The sequence below is a fragment of the Synechococcus sp. RC10A2 genome (assembly GCF_047502605.1).
The window spans coordinates 1-21,443 of sequence record NZ_JANSHP010000083.1 but is presented as its reverse complement, the minus strand read 5'-3'; the positions used below and the strand labels follow the sequence as shown (position 1 = coordinate 21,443).

At 62.6% G+C, this 21,443-nt stretch carries 23 protein-coding genes; 19 read left to right on the top strand and 4 right to left on the bottom strand.

Going from position 1 to position 21,443, the window contains the following annotated elements; translation table 11 throughout:
* The 18 genes from NW848_RS11480 to acs all read left to right on the top strand — a co-directional run.
* A partial coding sequence (locus NW848_RS11480; RefSeq protein ID WP_414511130.1) for a Uma2 family endonuclease occupies window positions 1–203 on the top strand: 203 nt, incomplete at its 5' end.
* Window positions 204–541: 338 nt separating this feature from the next.
* On the top strand, window positions 542–2,449 hold the full coding sequence (gene dnaK / locus NW848_RS11475) for a molecular chaperone DnaK (RefSeq protein WP_414511129.1): 1,908 nt from the start codon (window positions 542–544) through the stop codon (window positions 2,447–2,449).
* Between the two features lie 52 nt (window positions 2,450–2,501).
* A complete protein-coding gene (gene dnaJ, locus NW848_RS11470) occupies window positions 2,502–3,581 on the top strand; it encodes a molecular chaperone DnaJ (RefSeq protein WP_414511128.1) in 1,080 nt (359 codons plus the stop codon).
* Window positions 3,578–3,973, top strand: a complete 396-nt coding sequence (locus NW848_RS11465) for a heat shock protein transcriptional repressor HspR (RefSeq protein ID WP_414511127.1) — start codon at window positions 3,578–3,580, stop codon at window positions 3,971–3,973. Before dnaJ ends, NW848_RS11465 begins: the two co-directional genes overlap by 4 nt.
* Window positions 3,960–4,448 (top strand): tRNA (adenosine(37)-N6)-threonylcarbamoyltransferase complex ATPase subunit type 1 TsaE, encoded by a 489-nt coding sequence (gene tsaE, locus NW848_RS11460; protein ID WP_414511126.1) that lies wholly within the window; start codon window positions 3,960–3,962, stop codon window positions 4,446–4,448. The genes NW848_RS11465 and tsaE overlap by 14 nt, the downstream gene beginning before the upstream one ends.
* A 153-nt stretch (window positions 4,449–4,601) precedes the next feature.
* On the top strand, window positions 4,602–5,576 hold the full coding sequence (locus NW848_RS11455) for an alpha-ketoacid dehydrogenase subunit beta (protein WP_414511125.1): 975 nt from the start codon (window positions 4,602–4,604) through the stop codon (window positions 5,574–5,576).
* 10 nt (window positions 5,577–5,586) lie between these two features.
* A complete protein-coding gene (locus NW848_RS11450; protein WP_414511124.1) occupies window positions 5,587–6,810 on the top strand; it encodes a dihydrolipoamide acetyltransferase family protein in 1,224 nt (407 codons plus the stop codon).
* Window positions 6,810–7,631: a carotenoid biosynthesis protein gene (locus NW848_RS11445; protein ID WP_414511123.1), complete on the top strand. Its 822-nt coding sequence runs from the start codon at window positions 6,810–6,812 to the stop codon at window positions 7,629–7,631. Before NW848_RS11450 ends, NW848_RS11445 begins: the two co-directional genes overlap by 1 nt.
* A gap of 29 nt (window positions 7,632–7,660) precedes the next feature.
* Window positions 7,661–7,978, top strand: a complete 318-nt coding sequence (locus tag NW848_RS11440) for a Rieske (2Fe-2S) protein (protein ID WP_414511122.1) — start codon at window positions 7,661–7,663, stop codon at window positions 7,976–7,978.
* A 19-nt stretch (window positions 7,979–7,997) separates the two neighbouring features.
* A complete protein-coding gene (locus tag NW848_RS11435) occupies window positions 7,998–9,239 on the top strand; it encodes an aminotransferase class V-fold PLP-dependent enzyme (RefSeq protein ID WP_414511121.1) in 1,242 nt (413 codons plus the stop codon).
* A gap of 12 nt (window positions 9,240–9,251) precedes the next feature.
* Entirely contained in the window at window positions 9,252–9,680 is a 429-nt protein-coding gene (sufU, locus tag NW848_RS11430; protein WP_414511120.1) for a Fe-S cluster assembly sulfur transfer protein SufU, read from the top strand.
* Window positions 9,681–9,733: 53 nt separating this feature from the next.
* Entirely contained in the window at window positions 9,734–10,405 is a 672-nt protein-coding gene (locus NW848_RS11425; protein ID WP_414511119.1) for a peptidylprolyl isomerase, read from the top strand.
* A 6-nt stretch (window positions 10,406–10,411) separates the two neighbouring features.
* Window positions 10,412–10,894 (top strand): GAF domain-containing protein, encoded by a 483-nt coding sequence (locus NW848_RS11420; RefSeq protein WP_414511118.1) that lies wholly within the window; start codon window positions 10,412–10,414, stop codon window positions 10,892–10,894.
* Between the two features lie 283 nt (window positions 10,895–11,177).
* The gene (gene rplU, locus NW848_RS11415; RefSeq protein WP_414511117.1) at window positions 11,178–11,489 is read left to right on the top strand and encodes a 50S ribosomal protein L21; all 312 of its coding nucleotides are present in this window, start codon (window positions 11,178–11,180) and stop codon (window positions 11,487–11,489) included.
* Window positions 11,490–11,492: 3 nt separating this feature from the next.
* Complete coding sequence (locus tag NW848_RS11410) at window positions 11,493–11,843, top strand: hypothetical protein (protein WP_414511116.1); 351 nt, start codon at window positions 11,493–11,495, stop codon at window positions 11,841–11,843.
* A gap of 24 nt (window positions 11,844–11,867) precedes the next feature.
* Entirely contained in the window at window positions 11,868–13,574 is a 1,707-nt protein-coding gene (locus NW848_RS11405; protein WP_414511115.1) for a carbon starvation protein A, read from the top strand.
* Between the two features lie 13 nt (window positions 13,575–13,587).
* The gene (locus NW848_RS11400) at window positions 13,588–14,394 is read left to right on the top strand and encodes a ThuA domain-containing protein (RefSeq protein WP_414511114.1); all 807 of its coding nucleotides are present in this window, start codon (window positions 13,588–13,590) and stop codon (window positions 14,392–14,394) included.
* A gap of 79 nt (window positions 14,395–14,473) precedes the next feature.
* The gene (acs, locus tag NW848_RS11395) at window positions 14,474–16,429 is read left to right on the top strand and encodes an acetate--CoA ligase (protein WP_414511113.1); all 1,956 of its coding nucleotides are present in this window, start codon (window positions 14,474–14,476) and stop codon (window positions 16,427–16,429) included.
* A gap of 81 nt (window positions 16,430–16,510) precedes the next feature.
* On the opposite strand, the gene NW848_RS11390 is transcribed toward acs, so the two are convergent.
* On the bottom strand, window positions 16,511–18,043 hold the full coding sequence (locus NW848_RS11390) for a matrixin family metalloprotease (protein WP_414511112.1): 1,533 nt from the start codon (window positions 18,041–18,043) through the stop codon (window positions 16,511–16,513).
* A gap of 108 nt (window positions 18,044–18,151) precedes the next feature.
* Here NW848_RS11390 and dxr point away from each other — a divergent pair, with 108 nt between their 5' ends.
* The gene (gene dxr / locus NW848_RS11385; protein WP_414511111.1) at window positions 18,152–19,285 is read left to right on the top strand and encodes a 1-deoxy-D-xylulose-5-phosphate reductoisomerase; all 1,134 of its coding nucleotides are present in this window, start codon (window positions 18,152–18,154) and stop codon (window positions 19,283–19,285) included.
* On the opposite strand, the gene nuoK is transcribed toward dxr, so the two are convergent.
* From nuoK to NW848_RS11370, 3 genes are read right to left on the bottom strand one after another with little or no spacing between them, the layout of a single operon-like run.
* Window positions 19,274–19,594, bottom strand: coding sequence for an NADH-quinone oxidoreductase subunit NuoK (nuoK, locus tag NW848_RS11380; protein ID WP_414511110.1), 321 nt, complete (start codon window positions 19,592–19,594; stop codon window positions 19,274–19,276). The two genes, dxr and nuoK, sit on opposite strands and share 12 nt — an antisense overlap.
* Before the next feature lies 1 nt (window position 19,595).
* On the bottom strand, window positions 19,596–20,096 hold the full coding sequence (locus NW848_RS11375) for an NADH-quinone oxidoreductase subunit J (protein ID WP_414511109.1): 501 nt from the start codon (window positions 20,094–20,096) through the stop codon (window positions 19,596–19,598).
* A complete protein-coding gene (locus NW848_RS11370) occupies window positions 20,089–21,300 on the bottom strand; it encodes a complex I subunit 1/NuoH family protein (protein WP_414511108.1) in 1,212 nt (403 codons plus the stop codon). Before NW848_RS11370 ends, NW848_RS11375 begins: the two co-directional genes overlap by 8 nt.
* Window positions 21,301–21,443: the final 143 nt, after the last annotated feature.

Genomic DNA, 21,443 nt, shown 5'->3' with positions numbered 1-21,443 from the left:
TGCGCGACAAGGTGGACGAATGGTTGCAGGCAGGCGTGCAGGTGGTGTGGGTGGTCGACCCGCAGCGGCGCGTGGTGGAGGTGTACCAGCCTAATCAGCCGATCCGTGTGCTGCGCGAAGGCGACACGCTCACAGGCGACCCCGTGCTGCCCGACTTCCAACTGCCCCTCAGCGAACTGTTCGCCGAACTTGGCGAGGAGTAATACCAATCGCAAGTGCAGAGTTTACAATTGCCCCCCTCCTGCAGGTTCCCCCCACTTCGTGAGGGGAACCGAGCCACGCGCCCATTCGGTTCCCCCTGCATGCAGGGGGAACCTTAAGGAGGGGGTCTTCAATCTTGCTGGTTTTCGTAAATTTTGCCTACGCGATTGGTATAATCGGTTCGACACCCTCTTCCACCCCTCCAGAACTTGACAATACCCCACTCAAGTCAGGTATAATCGCACCACTCAAAAAACGGGAACTTTTTCCCTTGCGTCAGAGGTATCTATGGCTGTGGAAACTCTCCGCAGCGGACGAAAATAACGATAGGAGGCTGACTATGGGCAAGGTTGTTGGGATTGACTTGGGGACGACGAACTCGGTGATTGCCGTGATGGAGGGCGGCGAGCCTGTGGTGATTCCGACGGCGGAAGGCGGTCGCTTGTGCCCGTCGGTGGTTGGCTTTACGAAAACGGGCGAGCGGCTCGTGGGCGCGCCCGCGAAACGGCAAGCCATCGTGAACCCCGAAAACACGATTTTCTCTATCAAGCGCTTCATCGGGCGACGCTACGACGAGGTGGAAGAGGAGCGCAAGCGCGTGCCCTACAAGGTGGTCGCTGACAGTAAGGGCGATGCGGCGGTTCAAATCCCTGCGCTGGATAAGACACTGCGTCCCGAAGAGATTTCGGCGATGGTGCTGCAGAAACTCAAAGCGGACGCCGAAGCCTATCTGGGCGAGAAGGTGGACGCGGCAGTGATAACCGTGCCCGCCTATTTCAACGACGCGCAACGCACCGCCACCAAAAACGCGGGCGAAATCGCGGGGCTGAAGGTGCTGCGCATCATCAACGAGCCGACCGCTGCTGCGCTCGCTTATGGACTGGACAAAAAGAGCAACGAGACCATCCTCGTGTTCGACCTCGGCGGCGGCACCTTCGATGTCTCGATTCTGGAGGTCGGCGACGGCGTATTCGAAGTGAAAGCCACTTCGGGCGACACGCACCTCGGCGGCGACGACTTCGACCAGCGCATCGTCGACTACCTCGCCGACGAGTTCAAGAAAGAGCACGGCATCGACCTGCGCCAAGACCGACAGGCGCTGCAACGCCTCAAAGAAGCCGCCGAACGCGCCAAAATCGAACTCTCTACCGTGACGACCACCACGATTAACCTGCCGTTTATCACGGCGGACGCGAGCGGTCCCAAGCACCTCGATATGACGCTCACGCGCGCGAAGTTCGAAGACCTGTGCGCCGACCTGTTCGAGCGGCTCAAGGGACCGATTTTCCGCGCGTTGGAGGACGCGGGTCTCAAGCCCAGCGCGGTCGACGAGGTGATTCTGGTGGGTGGCTCGACGCGAATCCCGAAGGTACAGGAGATGGTGCGCCAGATTACGGGCAAGGAACCGCACAAGGGGGTCAACCCCGACGAGGTGGTTGCCATCGGCGCGGCGATTCAAGCGGGCGTGCTGGCAGGCGAGGTCAAAGACATCGTGCTGCTCGATGTCACCCCGCTCTCGCTGGGCATCGAGACCAAGGGCGGCATCTTCACCGTGCTAATCCCGCGCAACACGACCATCCCGACGCGCAAGAGCGAAATCTTCACCACCGCGGCGGATGGGCAGACCAGCGTCGAGGTGCGCGTCTATCAGGGTGAGCGACCGATGGCGCGCGACAACAAACTGCTCGGCGTGTTCCACTTGGACGGTATCCCGCCCGCGCCCGCTGGCGTGCCGCAAATCGAGGTGACCTTCGACATCGACGCGAACGGCATCCTGCAGGTCTCCGCGAAAGACCTCGGCACGGGACGCCAGCAGAGCATCCGCATCACTGGCTCGACGAACCTCACGCGCGAGGAGGTCGAGCGCATGGTACGCGAGGCAGAAGCGAACGCGGAGCGCGACCGCCAACTGCGCGAGCAAGCCGAGCAACTTAACCGCGCCGAAAAGCTCGCCATCGATACCGAGCGGCTGCTCAAGGAACACGGCGAGATGGTCAGCGCGAGCGACCGCGAACGCGCCGAAACGCTGATTCGAGACATCCGCGAGGCTATCCAACAGCAGAACGCCGAACGCGCGATTAGTCTGATGGGCGAACTGGAGAGCCTCACCTACCGAATCACGGAGCAACTCTATCAGCAGCGCACGGCGGGCTACGCCGGCGATTCGGGCGCGACCGCAGGCGCGACCAGCGGGACAGCCACCAGCGGCGACGATGTGATCGACGCCGAGTACCGCGAGGAGAAGTAAACGCCTATGGCGCGGCGGTCGCCCCGCCGCGCCCTAATCGGGGGTGCATACCATGCGCGACTTCAAAGACTACTACCAGATTCTGGGCGTTCCGCGAGACGCCGACGAGAAGGAAATCAAGGCGGCGTACCGCAAACTCGCGCGCAAGTATCACCCCGATGTCAACCCAGGCGATAAAGTCGCCGAAGAGAAGTTCAAGGAGATTAACGAAGCGTACCAAGTGCTGTCCGACCCCGAAAAGCGTGCGGCGTATGACCGCTACGGCGAGCAGTGGCAAGCCTACCAGCGCATGCGCGAGCAGTACGGCGAGAACTTTCCGCCAGGCGGCTTCGAGTCGCCGTTTGGGGGCTTCGGCGACTTCAGCGAGTTTATTGAGAACCTGCTGCGCGGGGGAGGCGGCGGGCTGCGCGTGCAACGCGCCCCGCGCGACATCGAGCAGACGCTCGAAATCAGCCTGCAGGACGCCATTCGCGGCGCAACGCGCACGATTCAACTCAGCATGGAGGAGCCGTGCAGCCCATGCAACGGCATGGGCGTCGCGCCCGACCGACGCCGAACCTGCCGCGCGTGCGGCGGCACTGGACGCCGACGATTCGGCATGTTCGGGCTGGAAATGCACTGCGACGAGTGCGACGGCACAGGAATCGTCGGCGCGCCGTGCCCAACCTGTCACGGGAAGGGCACAGTGATGCGCACGCGCACCCTCACGGTCAACATCCCCGCGGGCGTCGCCGAGGGGCAACGGCTGCGCTTGGCGGGTGAAGGCGCGGCAGGCGCGAACGGACAGCGCGGCGACCTCTACCTGCGTATCAAACTCGCCCCCGACCCGCGCTTCGAACGCAAAGGCGACGACCTCTACACCGAAGTGGATGTCGACTACCTGACGGCTATTCTCGGCGGCGAGGTGGAGGTGCAAACGCCGCACGGCGCGGTCAAAATGCGCGTCCCCGCAGGCACGCAAAGCGGCACACGGTTCCGACTCACAGGCAAGGGGTTGCCGCTGGGCAGGGGCAAAGTCGGCGACCTCTACGCCCGCGCTCGAATCACCGTGCCCAAACACCTCTCCGCACGCGAGCGCGAACTGCTCGAAGAACTGCGCCGCCTCCGCGCCACACAGGAGGTGAAAGTATGAGGGACAACAAGACGCCTTCGGACGAGCCGGTGTACCTGATTAGCGTCGCGGCGCGCATGTGCGGGCTGCACCCCCAGACCCTGCGCCTGTACGAGCGACTGGGGCTGATTCAGCCGCACCGCGTGGGCAACAGCAAACGCCTCTACTCGGAAGCGGACATCGCCCGCCTGCGCCGCATCCAGCGACTGACCCAGCAGATGGGCGTCAACCTCGCAGGCGTGGAAATCATTCTGCGCCTGCTGGAACGCATCGAGCAGATGAACCGCGAGATGTCCGAAGTCGTCGCGCAGACGAATATGCGCATCTTGCAACTGATTCACGAGCATAACCTGCCAGTTGACCCGCAGGTGCTCTTGATTCGCTTTGAGCGCTACGAGGATGACCTCGACTGAGTTTGTTTCGGACAGCCCTGCGGCGACGGAGGCGTTCGCGGCGCAGTGGGCGCAGACGCTTATGCCCGACACGGCGATTCTGCTGTATGGCGACCTGGGGGCGGGCAAGACGACCTTCGTTCGCGGGCTGGCGCGCGGGCTGGGCATTACAGAACCCGTGCGCAGCCCGACCTTCACCCTGACACACGAATACACCATTCAGCAGCCCTCTGCCCTGCGCGGGCTGCCGTTTTTCCACATCGACCTCTATCGCATCGAGACCGCTGCGCAGTTGCACACGCTGGGGCTGGACGAGGTGTTCGAGCGCGGCGGCGTCGCTGCTATCGAGTGGGCGGAGCGGCTCGAACGCTGGGGCGCGCCGTTGCCTGTCGCGCATCTGTGGGCGGTGCGCCTGATTCCGACGGGCGACGCCGAGCGACAAATTGTCATCGAGTGCCTGCAAAAACCGCCTGCCGCTGCCGAAACTACCCCCTGATGGCGCAGGTACGCAACCGTTGGGAGCCACGCGCAACGCTGGAGACGCCTTCAAGGGCACAGCCTCTAACTGCTTAACCTACCCGTTTCGCCCTTCGCGCTGCCCAAAGCCCGCCATCAGGTACACTATCCGCAGTTTAGCGAGGAGTACCGTATGGCAACCAAACTCTTTCGGGAAGCAATTCGTGAGGCATTAATAGAGGAGTTAGACCGCAACCCCCGCATGTTCCTGATGGGCGAGGACATCGGGCGCTATCAGGGCACTTTCCGCGTGACGGAAGGGCTGTTCCAGAAATACGGTCCCAAGCGTGTGTGGGACACGCCGATTTCGGAGCCGGGCTTCATCGCCATCGCCATCGGCGCCGCCATCGAAGGTCTCAAGCCCGTCGTAGAGGTGATGACTTGGAGCTTCGCGCTGCTGGCGTTTGACCAGATTGTCAACCACGCGGCGAAGATTCTCTACAAGTCGGGCGGGGCGTGCGCCGTGCCGATGGTGATACGCGGTCCTGCAGGTCCAGGCAAGCAACTCGCGGCGCAGCACTCCCACAGCCTGGAGGCGTGGCTGGCGCACTCGCCCGGGCTGAAGGTCGTGCTGCCCAGCACGCCCGCCGACGCGAAAGGCTTGCTGAAAACCGCCATCCGCGACAATAACCCTGTGATGTTCATCGAGCATCCGCGCCTGTACCTGACCAAGGGCGAAGTGCCCGACGGCGAGTATACGATTCCTTTCGGCGTGGCGGATGTGAAGCGCACCGGACGCGATGTGACCATCATCACCTACTCGCGCGGCGTGCAACTCGCGCTCAACGCTGCCCAGCAACTCGCGGAGGAAGGCATCGAGGTGGAGGTTATCGACCTGCGCACGCTAATCCCGTGCGACTGGGAGACGGTCTTCCGCTCGGTGCGCAAGACGCACCGCGCAATCGCGCTGCACGACGACTGGCGCTTCGTCGGCTTCGGTGCGGAAATCGCCGCGCAGATTCAGGAGCATACTTTTGACTATCTGGACGCGCCCGTGCTGCGCGTAGCAGGCGCGGATGTGCCGATGCCCTACAACAAGCACCTCGAGGCGCTCGCAATACCCAACGAGCAGCGCGTCATCGAAGCGGTACGGCAGATTGTGGCATAAGGAGGCGACTATGCAGACGATTATCATGCCGAAGATGGGCGACGCGATGGAAGAGGGCACGCTGGTACGCTGGCTCAAGCAAGAGGGCGACGCGGTTCAGGAAGGCGAACCCATCGCCGAGATAGCCACCGACAAGGCGACAGTGGAGATTGAAGCCCCTATTTCGGGCGTGCTGCGCGGCATTCGCGTGGCGGAGAACGCCGTCGTGCCCGTTAATACGCCGCTGGCGTACATTCTACAGGAAGGCGAAAGCCTGCCTGCCGAAGGCGACGGCAAAGCGCCCGCGCCGACCGCAGCGGCTGCGCCACAACCAGAGCCTACGCCGACCACTGCCGCCGCTACGCCCGCCAACGGCGAGGAGCGCGTCCTCGCCTCGCCGCTGGCGCGTAAAATCGCCGCCGAACACGGCATCGACCTGCGCCAAGTGCGGGGCACGGGACCCAAAGGGCGCATCGTGGAGCGCGATGTGCTGGCGTATCTCGAATCGCGCCAGGCGACCGTCGCCCCTGCGCCTGCGCCGATACCCGCGCCTGCCGTCGCCGCCGCGCCCGCCGAAGCGCGCGTCGAAACACTCAACCGCCTGCGCCAAATCACCGCCCAGCGCACCACCGAAGCGCATCAGACCATCCCCCACTTCTACCTCACGATGGAAATCGATATGGAAGAGGCGCTCGCCCTGCGCCAACGGCTCAACCAACTGGACGAGAGCCTGCGCATCAGCATCAACGACCTCATCGTCAAGGCGTGCGCCGTCGCCATCGAGCAGCATCCCATCGTCAACGCGACCTACCAGAATGGGCAAATCGTGCATCCGAACGGGATACATATCGGAATCGCTGTCGCGGTTGAGCAGGGGCTGCTGGTAGCAGTGCTGAAACACTGCGAGGGTAAGTCGCTGCGGCGCATCGCGCAGGAGTCCCAGTCGCTCATCCAGAAGGCGCGCGAGGGCAAACTGCTCCCCGACGAGATGACGGGCAATACCTTTACAGTCTCCAATCTTGGCATGTTCGGCATCGAGCAGTTCACGGCGATTATCAACCCGCCCGCGAGCGCGATTCTGGCAGTGGGTGCGACCAAGCGCGTGCCTGTGGTGCAAGAGGACGGCACGGTAGCGGCGCGCCATCGGATGAAGGTCACGCTCTCTTGCGACCATCGCGTGCTGGACGGCGCGGTCGGCGCCCAGTTCCTGCAGACGCTCAAGCAGGTGTTGGAGAACTCGCTGTGGATGCTGTGATGCGACGCGCGGCGCAACTCCTTCTGGGGCTGAGCCTGCTGGTCGCGGCAGCGACGGTGATTGGCAGCGGGCTGCTGTTCCGCGGGGTGCAGAACCTGCCCCTGCTGGACTACAACCGCCTCTCGATGCAGTTGGGGATTGCGCTGGTCGTGTTGGGCATCGGCGCGTCGCTGCTGCACATGGCGCACACGCAGGGCTGGCGGTCGACGCTGTGGCTACTAAGCATCTGCGTCGTGCTGGCAGGCGCGATTGAACTCATCGGCACGCTTACAGGCTTCCCCTTCGGACCCTATACCTATACCGAGCGGCTGGGACCCAAGTTTCTGGGGCATGTGCCGTACCTAATCCCGCCCTCGTGGTTTATGATGCTTTACCCTGCGCTGCATCTGAGTTTCATGCTGGGCGCGCCGCGTCGGTGGGTTCCGCTCAGTGCAGCCGCGCTGCTAACGCTGTGGGATGTGGCGATGGACGCGGCGGTCTCCACCTCCAAGGTCAACCCTGGCTCGGCGGCGTTCGTGTATTGGTTTTGGGAGGTGGACGGCGCGTTTTACGGCATGCCGTTGCAGAACTGGCTTGGCTGGCTCGCGACGGGCGCGCTGCTGAGTTGGCTGTATCTGCGGATTGCGCCCGAATGGCGCGAGTCGCGCGCGCTGACGCCGCTGGGCATCTGGCTCGTGCAGGGAGGCGCGATGGCAGGACTGGCATTCTGGATTCAGCGACCGATTGCCACTGCGCTGTGGTTGCTGGGGGCATGCCTCGTGGTCGCCCTGACCTTCAGAAGTGCGCGCGTCTACGCGCCTGCCACGCGAAGTCGGGTATAATTTAGCCACGCTAAATACAGGAGCCGACGATGTGGCTGAAGGCTATCCCAACGGAGCTATCGGAAAACGAGTTCCGTACCGTCGAGTTGAACGGGCAGCGTATCCTAATCGGGCGGGCGTCTAAAGGCTATTTCGCGGTGCTGGATCAGTGTTCGCACCAGAAGTTGGCGCTCTCGGAGGCGGACGGTCTGCCTGGACGCATTCACCGCGACCTGCTGGAGTGCCCCCATCACGGGGCGAAGTTCGACCCGTACACAGGTCAGGCGCGTGGGCTGCCTGCTGTGCGCCCCATCAAGGCATTTCAGGTCAAGGAAGAGGACGGCTTCGTGTGGGTCTATATGGAGTAAACTTTTGGAGGCGATGCGTATGACAGCGACTTACACTTTGGACGCAGGCGAGATTCGCAAGCAGTTTCCGTTTTTCCAGCCGCATCCTGAGATGCGGAGCGTAATCTACTTAGACAACGCGGCGACCACGCAGAAGCCTTACGCCGTGATTGAGGCAGTGAGCCACTTCTGGGCACACCATAACGCGAATGTGCATCGTGGGGGGCATGGAGCGGGCGCGAAGGCGTCCGAGCTGTACGAGGCGGCGCGGGCGCGCGTCGCGCAGTTTATCAACGCACGCGAGCCTGCCGAGGTTGTCTTCACGCGCGGCACGACCGAAGCCATCAACCTCGTCGCCAGCAGTTGGGGCGAGACCTTCGTCAACACGGGCGACGAGATTATCGTCACCGAGATGGAGCATCACGCGAACCTCTTGCCGTGGATGCGTCTTGCCGAGAAGCGAGGGGCGCACCTGAAAGTGTGGCGTATCACCGACGACGGCAGGCTGGACTTGGAGGCGTTAGACCGCTTGCTGACGGAGCGCACGCGCCTCGTGGCGGTCTCGCATGTCTCGAATGTGCTGGGCACGGTGAACCCCGTCGCCGAGATTTGCCAGCGGGCGCACGCGGCAGGCGCGCTGTGCTTGGTGGACGCCGCGCAAAGCATCGCCCACATGCCCATCGATGTGCAAGCCATCGATTGCGATTTCCTCGCCTTTTCGGGGCACAAAGCCTACGGACCGACAGGGATTGGCGTGCTGTACGCCAAGCGCGCCCTGCTGGAGACGATGCCGCCGTATCAAGTCGGCGGCGGGATGGTGCAAGTCGTGCGCTGGGAGCGTCTGGTGTGGGCGGAGCCGCCTGCGAAATTCGAAGCGGGCACGCCTCCGATTGGGGAAGCGATTGGACTGCACGCCGCACTGGACTTTATCGACAGCATCGGGCGCGACGCCATCGAGCGGTACGAGCGCGAACTCACCGAGTACGCGCTGCAACGCCTGCAGGAAGTGCCCGACCTGCGCTTGTACGGACCGATTCCCGACCGCGCAGGCATTTTCGCCTTCACGCTGGGCGACATCCACCCGCACGACATCGCGACCGTGCTGGACACGCGCGATGTGGCGATACGGTCGGGACTGCACTGTGCGCACCCGCTGGGCGAGCGGCTGGGCGGAGCGACCGCGCGCGCCAGCCTCGCGATTTACAACGACACCCAACACATCGACGCGCTGATTGACGCGCTGGATGAAGTGCGCCGCGTGTTCGGGCTGGCACGCGCGTAGCAGGAGCCGCCGATGACCACGCTCAACGAACTGTATCAGGAGATTATCTTAGACCACTACCGCCAGCCGCGTGGCAGGGGCGAACTGGAGCCGCCCAAAATCACGCAGGAAGGCTTCAACCCCTCCTGCGGCGACGAGATTATCTTGGACTTGCGCGTGCAGGACGAGCGCATTCAGGCAGTGCGCTTTCGCGGGCGGGGCTGCTCGATTAGCCAAGCGTCGGCGTCGATGCTCACCGAAGCCGTGCAGGGCAAGACGCTGGAGGAGGCGCACGCGCTGATTCAGCGGGTACTCGCGCTCGTCAAGGGCGAGATGGAGGGCGATGTTGAAACGCTGGGCGATATTGCTGCGCTGGCAGGCGTGCGCCACTTCCCCGTGCGCGTCAAATGCGCCACCCTCGCGTGGCATACCCTCGAAGAGGCGCTCAAGCAGGCAGAGTAGCGCGGGCTAAATCAGTAAGGTACAATACACCCCATGCAAGGAGGAGACGCGCTATGAGCCTGAAAATACGCTTCGCACACCGCTGGGTGCTACCTGCGCTGGCGCTGCTGCTGTGCGCCTGCCAGTCGCAATCGGTGGAACAGACCCAACCCAGTGAAACCGCGCAACAACAAGAGCAGCCCGTAAAACCTGCCGAAACACCCGCCACACCTGAACCGAAGGTCGCCTATGTGCGCATGACGATTGAAGGTAAGGGCGATTTGGTCATCGAGTTAGACCTCAAGGAAGCGCCCAAGACCAGCGAGAACTTCCTGAACCTCGTCAAAGAAGGCTTCTATGACGGGATTCGTTTCCACCGCGTTGTGCCCCGATTCGTGATTCAGGCGGGCGACCCGCAGTCGAAGACACTGCCGATGGGACACCCTAACCTGGGCACAGGCGGTTCAGGCAAAAATATTAAGTTCGAGCCGAACAACCTCAAGCATAAACGCGGCGCAATCGGCATGGCGCGCGCCCAAGACCCCGACAGCGCCAGCAGCCAATTCTACATCTGCCTCGAAGACCTGCCCCAACTGGATGGCAACTATGTCATCTTCGGTAGGGTCGTGGAAGGCATCGAGATTATCGACGAGGTGCGCGTCGGCGACACGATTCAGAAAGCCGTCGTGCTGGAGAAGTGGACGCCCAAATCAAAAGACGCGCCGAAGTCTGACGACAAAAAGTAGCCGCCTATGATAGACGACACGCTCGCGACCGAAGTGATTCTGGAAGCGGAGGCGATTCTGGAGGCGTCTGACCTGCCCGTGCAGGAACGCCTCCAACGCCTGATGCAGCACCTGCACGACCGCCTGCCCCACTTCCACTGGGTGGGCATCTACTGGCTTAAGGGCAACGAACTCGTGCTGGGACCGTATGTCGGACCGCCGACGGAACATGTACGCATCCCTGTCGGGCGCGGGGTGTGCGGCACCGCCGTCGCCGAGAACATGAACCAGATTATCGAGGATGTGCGCGAACTGGACAACTACCTCGCCTGCAATCTCGAAACGCGCTCCGAGATCGTGGTGCTGATTCGCCATCCCGACACGGGCAAGATTCTGGGGCAGATTGATGTGGACGGTACTGAGGTCGGCGCGTTCGACGAATCGGACGAAGCGCTGCTGGAAGTGATTGGCGAGCGGATAGCGCGCCTCGTGCTGACGCACGGCACTTGATGAGATGCTGCCAGTCAAGGGGGCACATTATACCAACCGCGTGGGCAAAATTTACGAAAACCAGCGAGATTGAAGACCCCCTCCTTAAGGTTCCCCCTGCTCGCAGGGGGAACCGATGGGCTTGGTTCCCCTCGCGAAGCGGGGGGAACCTGCAGGAGGGGGGCAACTGTAAACTCTGCCCCCTGCGCCCGCTACAAGTGCGGTGCTTGTGTCCGTCTGCCAGGAAAAGTGTCGCGCAACGAGCGCGGGGTATAATCTTCGCTTGAACAGGAGGCAACTACCGATGTATGCGATTATACAGACAGGCGGCAAGCAATACCGTGTGGAGCCGAACACGGTAATCAGCGTGGAGAAGATTGAAGCGGAGCCAGGTACGGAGATCGAAATTAGTGAGGTGCTGATGGTGCGCACGGACGATGGCATCAAGGTCGGTGCGCCCTATGTGGACGGCGCGAAGGTCGTCGTTGAGGTGGTCAAGCAGACCAAGGCGCCCAAAATCATCGGCTTCAAGTATAAACCCAAGAAGAACGAGCGCAAACGCTGGGGACACCGCCAGCAACTGACCGTGCTGCGCGTCAAGTCCATCGAGGCGTAAGCGATGCCAGACCCGATTCGGCGCGTGCTGGATGCCCTGCTTGAAGACCTTCAGGCAGGGCTGCCGATTCGTTTAGACGCCGCCGAACGCTACCGCGCCGAAGTGGACGGCTACATCGTTCAGTTCGAAGGCGAAGACGACCTGCTGCATTGCAGCGTCGCGCGCGCCGACGGCGGTTGCATCGACTTAGAGCAGGCGCACCGCGTCGTGGAGCCGCTGTTTGCCGTGATGCCGAAGGGCATCGTGTGGTTCAAGCCCGCCGAGCATTCCGTACATTACTATGTCGGGCACGACCACTTCCTGGAGGCGCACCTGCAGGAATCTGCCCCACCCCCAACGAATCCCGCGTCATAGGGCGACGAGCGCCCTGTGGCGGTTATGAGCGCGCTATCGATTCTGCTGGGCGTCGCGATACTGCTGGTGTTGGCGTACCGCTGGTACGGGCGCTGGTTGGCGACGCGCGTGTTCCCGCTGGACAATTCGGAGCCGACTCCTGCCCACACCTTGCGCGACGGGCGCGACTTTGTGCCCGCGCCGCCACTGGTGGTGTTTGGACACCATTTCGCGTCGATCGCAGGGCTGGGACCGCTACTGGGTCCCGCAATAGCCGTCATCTGGGGCTGGGTTCCCGCGCTGCTGTGGATTGTGCTGGGATGTATCTTCGTTGGCGCGGTGCATGACTTGGGGTGCATGTATAGTTCCATGCGCAATCGGGCGCGCAGCGTGGCGGACTTGGCGAACGATGTGGCGGGCGCGCGAGCGCGCACGCTGTTTCTGCTGTTCGGTGTCTTCGCGATTGCGCTGGCGATGGGCGTGTTCGTGATTAACATCGCCAACCTGTTTGCGCCAGGCGCGGGCGGCGCAGAGGGCGGACATGTGCCCGAAGCGGTGCTGCCCAGCGCCGCGCTGATTGGACTCGCGCTTGTGGTGGGCGTGCTGTTTTACCGCTATCGCGTGTCGTTGGCGAAACTCACGCTGCCCGCGCTTGTGGCAAGCCTTCTCTTTGTGTGGCTGGGCGTGCAGTACCCCATCACGAGCCTGTTCGGCTGGGAGCTGACCGCCTCGCGCTGGACTTACCTGCTGCTGGGCTACGCGCTTGTGGCGACGCTGCTGCCCGTGTGGGTGCTGCTACAGCCGCGCGACTACCTGAACTCGTTCCAGCTGTTTTTGGGCATGGGGCTGCTGCTTGCGGGCGCATCAGTAGGCGGGTTCACGCTGAGTGCGCCTGCGTTCAATCCTGCGCCTGTGGGCGCGCCGCCGCTGTTCCCGCTACTGTTTATCACGATTGCGTGTGGGGCGGTGTCGGGCTTCCACTCGTTGGTGGCGTCGGGCACGACCGTGCGCCAGTTAGACCGCCAGAGCCACGCGCTGCCGATTGGCTACGGCGGCATGCTGACGGAGGGGCTACTGGCAACGCTTGCGCTGCTGGCAGTGGCGGCGGGCTTGGGCGCGGAGTGGCAGGCGCGCTACCCCGACTGGCTTACAGCGGGCAAGGGCGCGCTGGCGAACTTCGTGCATGGGGCGGGTGCGCTTGTCAGCGCGGTCGGCGTGCCGCTTGCGCTTGCTAAAGTGTTCGTGGCGACAGTAGCGGTCGGCTTCGCGCTGACCACGCTGGACACAGGCGCGCGCCTGATTCGCTACAACTTGCAGGAGTTGGGACGCGCATGGCGCATCGCGCTGCTGACCAACCCCACGCTCAGCACGCTGCTGGCAGTGGGGCTAATCGGCTTTTTCGCGTTGCTGAAAGCCCCTGACCCCATCACGGGCGAGCTGAAGTCGGTCGGCGCGCTGCTGTGGCAGCTGTTCGGCGCGTCGAATCAGCTCTTGGCGGCGCTGTCGCTGCTGGTGGTCTCGCTGTATTTGCGTTCGCTGGGGCGACCGACGCTGTATACGCTGCTGCCGATGGCGTTTATGCTCGTCGCGACGCTCACCGCACTGGTGATTGGGATGCGCAACTTCGCGCTGCAGGGCAACACGCTGCTATTGGGCTTCAGCGCACTGATTTTCGCGTTGGCGGTGTGGCTGGTCGGTGAAGCAATCGTTGCGTGGCGACGCGGCGTACATGCTACCGTCCCCACACGATAGGTATAATCTCGCTATGCGAACGCTGACGGCGGTACTGGCGTTGGGAATCTTAGGGTGGCTGGGTGTTCACGCCACCGTCGAACAGAAGGAGAACCGCACCATGCAAACAGGCAAAAAGCGGCTGCTCGTGGTCACGCACACGGCAGGCTTCCGACACGCGGACTCTATCGAACTGGGCGAGAAGATATTGGCGGAGATTGGCGAGCGCAGCGGCGTTTTCACGGTGGACTACTGCCGCGACGCGAGCGAGGTGCAGAAAATGCTCACCCCAGAGTTCCTGAACGAGGGTAAGTACGACGGCGTGATTTTCCTTAACACCACAGGCGACATCGGCATCCCCGATCTGAAGGCGTTTCTGGAGTGGCTGAAGAGTGGCAAGGTGTTTATCGGCATCCATGCCGCCGCCGACACCTATCACAACCGTCCCGAATACCTGGAGATGCTGCAGGGCGAGTTTGCCTATCACGGCAGGCAGACCAAAGTGGTCGCCAAAGTGGAGCAGCCTGAGCATCCCGCCGTCGCGCACCTTGCGCCCGAATGGGTCGTCTTCGACGAGATTTACCTGTTCAAGGAGAACAACCGCCCGCGCGTGCAGGTGCTGCTCTCGATGGATCGCCATCCTGACGATGGCACGCCGCAGGCAGGTAAGGAGGGCGACTACCTGCTCGCGTGGTGTCGCGAGTATGGCAAGGGGCGCGTGTTCTACACCGCGCTGGGGCATCGGCTCGATGTGTGGCAGGACGAGGCGTACCAGCGCCACCTGCTGGGCGGCATCAAGTGGGCGCTCCGCCTGCAAGAGAAAGGCACAGTGAAACTATAGCGAACGCCTGTAAGACCCCGACCGTTCGGTAGGAAGTGCCCGCGCCCCGCCGAATCCTCCCTGTGAAGGAGGCGATACGATGCAACCGACGGCGATTGATGCACTGTTGCAAGAGACGCGGGTGTTCCCGCCCTCGGACGAGTTTGTGAAGCGGGCGAACATCAGCGACCCCGCCGTGTACGACGAGGCGGCGCGGGACTTCGAGGCGTTCTGGGCGAAACACGCCGAGCAGTGCCTACACTGGTTCGAGAAGTGGCATACGGTGCTGGAATGGAACCCGCCCTACGCAAAATGGTTCATCGGGGGCAAACTGAATGCGTGCTATAACTGTGTCGACCGCCACGCGCAGACCTGGCGGCGCAATAAGGCGGCGCTGATTTGGGAAGGCGAGCCAGGCGACGAGCGCGTGCTGACCTACGGTGACCTGCACCGCGAAGTCCAAAAGTTCGCGAATGTCCTCAAGTCGCTGGGCGTGCAAAAAGGCGACCGCGTGTGTATCTACATGCCGCTGATTCCTGAAGCAGCGATTGCGATGCTGGCATGTGCGCGAATCGGCGCGCCGCACTCGGTGGTGTTCGGCGGCTTCAGCGCGGACGCGCTGGCAGACCGTATCCGCGATGCGCAGGCGAAGGTGCTGATTACTGCCGATGGCGGCTGGCGACGCGGCGCCATCGTGCCCCTCAAACGCAACGCCGACGACGCCCTGCGCCAGACCGACTCGGTGCAGACGGTCATCGTCTACCAGCGCATCGGCGGCGACTACACCGTGAACATGCAAGAGGGGCGCGACCACTGGTGGCACGAACTGATGCAAACCGCCCCGCTGACCTGCCCCGCCGAACCGATGGATAGCGAAGACCTGCTGTACCTGCTGTATACCTCTGGCTCGACGGGCAAGCCCAAAGGGATTATGCACACCACAGGCGGCTATATGACGGGCGTGACGCTGACCGCCAAGTGGGTGTTCGACCTCAAGGACGAGGATGTGTTCTGGTGTACCGCCGATGTCGGCTGGGTGACGGGGCACAGTTATCTGGTGTACGGACCGCTGTCGAACGGGGCGACTTGCGTGATGTACGAAGGCGCGCCCGACTATCCCGACCGCGACCGATTCTGGGCGATTGTGGAGAAGTACCGCGTGACGATTCTCTATACCGCGCCGACCGCCATTCGCGCCTTCATGAAGTGGGGCGAGCAGTACCCGCGCAAGCACGACCTGAGCAGCCTACGCCTGTTGGGGTCGGTCGGCGAGCCGATTAACCCCGAAGCGTGGATGTGGTACCACGAGCATATCGGCGGCGGACGCTGCCCGATTGTGGACACTTGGTGGCAGACCGAGACGGGCGCGATTATGATCACCCCGCTGCCGAGTATCGTCGCCACAAAGCCTGGTTCGGCGACCAAACCGTTCCCTGGCATCTTCCCCGCCATCCTGAACGACAAGGGCGAGACTGTAGGAACCAATCAGGGCGGCTACTTGGTGATTACGCGCCCGTGGCCGTCGATGACGCGCGGGCTATGGGGCGACCCCGAACGGTTCGTCCAGACCTACTGGAGCAAGTACGACGGAATCTACTTCACGGGCGACGGCGCACGCCAAGACGAGGACGGCTACTTCTGGCTGCTGGGGCGCGTGGACGATGTGATTAATGTGTCGGGGCATCGCCTCAGCACGATGGAGGTCGAAAGCGCGCTGGTTGACCACCATGCGGTGGCGGAGGCGGCGGTGATTGGCGTCCACCACGAGATTAAAGGGCAGGGCATCGCGGCATTCGTGATTATCAAAGAGGGCTACACTGCCGACGAGAGCCTCAAGGACGCCCTCAAGCAGCATGTGGCGCAGAAAATCGGCGCGATTGCCCGCCCCGACCAGGTGTTCTTCACTGCCGACTTGCCCAAGACGCGCAGCGGCAAGATTATGCGCCGCCTGCTGCGCGACATCGCCGAAGGGCGCGCGCTCGGCGACACGACCACCCTCGCCGACCCGTCCGTCGTGCAAGCCCTCAAAGAGAAATACGAGGGGCAGGAGGAGTAGGAGTGAACAAGGGAGGGCTCTTTGTCCTCACCCCCTGCTCCTCTTCCACTGCGTGGAAGAGGAGCAGGGGAGGGAAAGGCATCAACACCCGCTACCGAAGTTGAACAGCACCAGTAGCAAGTCGGCGTCGTCGATGATATTGTCACCGTTCAGGTCATAGCGCGGATTCGCGCCGCCGAAGTTGAAAAGAATCGCCAACAGGTCGGCGTCGTCCACGCAGCCGTTGCCGTCGATGTCGCCTGTCGGCAAAGTCACGGTCTGCAGGCGCAACTCGTACCGCTGCACATCGTTCGTGGAGCCAGGACCTGAGAACACGCGCACATAAAAAGTGCCTCCAGCAGGATACAGGGTGAAGTTGGCAATCTGCTCGGCTTGCCCGACGCCGTTGGAGGTCGCAGACGCCAGTATAGTGGTGCCGTTCGGGGCGCGCAGCTCCAGCTGCAGGTTCTGAATCGCGCGGGTGTCGATGGTGGTCTGGGGCGGACTGCCGTCGTCACCTCCCACCTGATAAGTGCCACCAATAGGCGTCACGGTAATTGTGATTCGACGACTGGGCGGTACAATCAGGCGGTAAAAGTCCACATCCCCTGTGCGATCGAGGCTCGCCATGCCAAGCGTCGCCAAGTTTGTGTTGGTCAGGTCTATCGGCGTAGCGGTCGCAACGGTTCCGTTCACTTCGTAGGGGTCGCCATAGAGCCGATGCGCGCCACGAATATCGTCGTCCTGCGGCCCATCGAAGCGCGTGCTCAGATACGGCTCCATCAGTTTCGTTTGGTTGACAGGCACGACATGCAGCAGACCAATCCCATGCCCATGCTCGTGCATCACCACATTGCGTAGGAAGCGATAGCTGTTTATGCTGGACTGCCAGTTTTCGCTGGTATCAATGACCATGTCGCCGACATTCGGGAGGTAGTTGAACGCCAGCACGCCGCCAGCGCCGTCCAGGTTGCGCCCGCCGATGCGCACATCGCCGCGCGGCGCAGTGGCGGAGCCAGGGCTATCTGGGAAAGGAGCGCCGTCGTCGCTGACCTCCGTGTACCGAAGCCCCGCAACTTCCGACCAGCGGGCAAACGAGTTGCGGAACTGGTTCTGCCACAGCGTCGTGTTGCCGCCGAACTTGCTGTTCATGCTGGCAATCAAGTTGCTGGGCGCAGTGCCGCCGCCAACACCTGGCAGCTGTGTCCCATCGGGCACAAAACTCCAGCGCAGCTGAATTGGGTTCCCCTGAGACCCAGTGCTTCCAAACGAGGTGAAACTCCAGCGACCGCCCACATCGTAAGCGGGCATGAAATCGCCGAAAATTAGGCGCGAGATGTAGTCTACATACCACTGAGGCGTGCCCGGCGCAAAGCACAGGTGCAACCGATAGCCGTCGTGCGTCACGCCCTCCGCGCAGCACGCGCCGACGCCCTGCATGCCCGTAATATGCTCCACCACACGGTGCTGAAACACCCAATCGCGCGGCTGCTCCCAGTCCCATAACGGCGCCCATGCGGGCGTAATCGGTTTATTGACAAAAATGGGGGTGCGAGTGATTGGCGAATCCGCACAGGCAAGACCAACAACCAACAAACCTGTCAGGCATCCCAAGAGACGATAGGCTCTTTCCATGTATTGACCTCCTGCGAATTTGCAGTAATATCCCACACGACGCGCGTCCGCGCGCGCCGCAAGGCTATTATAGCACATTTTGCGCCATTTGGGGTATCCTTTCGGCGCATGCGGCGTGTTTTGGTGCTGGGTTCCACAGGCTCCATCGGTAAGCAGACTTTGGAGGTCATCCAGCGGCTGCCCGAACGGTTGCAAGTGGTGGGGCTGGCGACCTACCGCGATTACAAGACGCTTCTGGGGCAGGCGCAGGCGTTCGGCGTGCGCGCGCTGGGACTGCTGGAACCGCCCAACAACGGGGCACTCTCAGAGGTGCGCTACCGAGGCGTGGATGGGCTGTGCGCGATGGTGCAGCGCGCGGAGGTGGATGTCGTCGTCGTCGCGCTCGGCGGCGCAATTGCGCTCCAGCCAACCATCGCCGCGCTGCAGGCGGGCAAGACCGTCGCGCTCGCCACCAAAGAGGTGCTGGTCGCCGCAGGTGAGGCGGTTATGACAATCGCGCGCCAGCACAACGCGCCGATTCTGCCCATCGACAGCGAACACTCAGGCGCGTTCCAAGCAATGCACGCGGGCGCGCCCAGCCAAGTGGCGCGACTCGTCCTCACCGCTTCTGGCGGTCCGTTCCGCACGCGGCCCCTGCACACCTTCGACGCCATCACCGTCGAGGAAGCCCTCCAGCACCCGAACTGGGACATGGGCGCGAAAATCACCGTCGACTCCGCCACGATGATGAACAAAGGGCTGGAGGTCATCGAGGCGCAGCACCTGTTCGGCTTGCGTCTGGAGCAAGTCGAGGTGCTGATTCACCCGCAGAGCATCGTGCATGCGCTGGTGGAGTTCGTAGACGGCTCGGTGATTGCGCAGCTCAGCTTGCCCGACATGCGCTTGCCCATCGAATACGCGCTGTTGTACCCTGACCGCGCCGATATTCAACTCCCGCGCCTGCGCTTGGAGCAGGTGGGGCAACTCACTTTCGAAGCGCCCGACCCTGCGCGTTATCCGTGTCTGGAGCTGGCATATGCCGCTGCCCGCACAGGCGGCACGATGCCCACTGTGCTGAACGCGGCGAACGAGGTCGCTGTGCGAGCGTTTCTGGGGCGACGCATTCGGTTCATGGACATCCCGCGCCTTGTGGAGCAGGCGATGACAGCACACACTCCACAGCCTGCCACGCTGGAGAACGCGCTGCAGGCGGACGCTTGGGCGCGGGCGTTCTTGCAAACGCAGCTACCCTCACCCGCGTAGCAGGCTCACCTCGTCTACATCGATGCTCTCGCGCAGGCGGAAGATGACCACGATGATGCCCAGCCCAACCGCCACCTCCGCTGCCGCGATGCCGAACACAAACAGCACGAAGATATGCCCCGCTACTTGCGTTAGCAAATCGGTCTGATACCGCGCGAACGCCAGAAACGCCAAGTTCGCCGCGTTCAGCATCAGCTCGATGCACATAAACATCACGATGGGATTGCGCTTGACCACCACGCCAATCGCGCCCATCGTGAACAGGAACGCCGACAGCACCAAGTACGCATTCAGCGGAACCGCCTCCATGCTACGAAACCCTCCTTCGCGCCAGCAGAATCGAGCCAATCACGCCCACCGTGAGCAGCACGCCCATCAACAGCACAGGGTACGCCCACTGGGTAAACAGCGCTTGCCCAATCACCTTCGCCGTGCCCGCCTGCGACGGAGGCTGCGGCGTCATCGGCAGCAGCAGCACGAACGCCTGCCCGACCAGCGTCGCCAGAATGCCAAACCCGATTAGGTACGCCAGCGGGCGCTTCAAATCGCGCTCCTGCATCACCGCTTCAGGCGAGCCGAGATTGAGTAGCATAATCACGAACAGGAACAGCACCATAATCGCGCCCGCGTACACAATCACCTGCAACGCGCCGATGAACTGCGCCGAGAGCATAAAGTAAATCAACGCAAGCGTAAAGAAGTTCAGCACCAGCAGCAGCGCGCTGCGCACAGGGTTGCGAGAGAACACAACACCGCCCGCCGACACAATCGCCACAATCGCCAGCGCGAAGAACAACACTCGCTCAGCCACTTTGCGCCTCCTTTGGGCGATACGGCTGCGCCTCCGACAGCAACGCGACCGTGCGCCGTTCGGGACGCCGCACGCCGAACACGAGGAAGTAGACCGCTATCGCGACTGCGTAGCCAATCAGTGCGGGAACCCAGCCCGCAACCACATAGACCGTCAGCAGCGCCAGGTTCACCAGCCCGACGGGGATCAGGAATCGCCAGCCGATATTCATCAGCCGGTCATAGCGCAGGCGCAGCAGCGTCGCGCGAATCCACAGGAAACTGAAAAACAGCCCGAACAGCTTCAGCACGAACCACAGCGGGGGCATCAACGCGCTCGTGAGCGTCGCCACGATGCCCCAGAAGCCGCCGCCCTCACCCAACGCCTGAATCGGCGACCAGTTAATCGGCGCGAGGTAGCCGCCCAGAAAACAGGTCGTCATCACCCCGCAAATCGCCAAAATCGCGATATACTCGCCCATAAAAAACGCGGCGAACTTCATGCTGCTGTATTCGGTCTGGTAGCCCGCCACGAGTTCGCTCTCGGCTTCGGGCAGGTCAAACGGCGCACGGTTCGTCTCCGCCAGCATGCACACGAAAAAGAGCGCGCCGCCAATCAGCCCCCATGGCGTGAAAATCAGCCAGTTGTGCAAAAACGGCACGATGCCCCACAGCGGCTGCGCCTGCATCTCCACAATCGTCGTCATGCGGAAGCTGCCCGCCGCCAGCACCGCCGTCGCCAGCGCCAGCCCCATTCCCAACTCGTAGCTAATCACCTGCGCCGACGAGCGTAGCCCGCCCAGCAGCGAATACTTGTTGTTCGACGACCAGCCCGCCAGCAGCACCCCATACGCCGCCAGCGACGACATCGCCAAAAAGTAGAGAACCCCGATGTCCACATCCGCCACAGGGGTCAGCAGGCGGTTCGGTCCCCACGGGATGGTCGCCGCCGCCACCAGCGCAGGGAACAGCGACAGCGCAGGCGCAAGCGCCCAGATGAACCGATCTGCGCTCGCGGGCACAATCTCCTCTTTGAAAAACAACTTCACCGCGTCCGCCATCGGCTGGAGCAGCCCGAACGGTCCCAAGCGGTTGGGTCCGATGCGGTTCTGGAACCATGCCAGCGCGCGCCGTTCGAGCCAAATCACCACAGGCAGCACGCTCAGCAAAAAGCCCAGCATAATGGCGATGCGCACAATCGCCCAGCCAAAGTCCGCAAGCGTCATAGGCGGGGAGAGTATACCTGACCTGGCGAGGCGAAGTGCCTAATACCAATCGCGCAGCCAAAGTTCACAAAAACGAGTATGCCCGATAACCCCCTCCTTAAGGTCTGACAAGGGTACATCACTCAGGTTCACCTCCCGAAGAA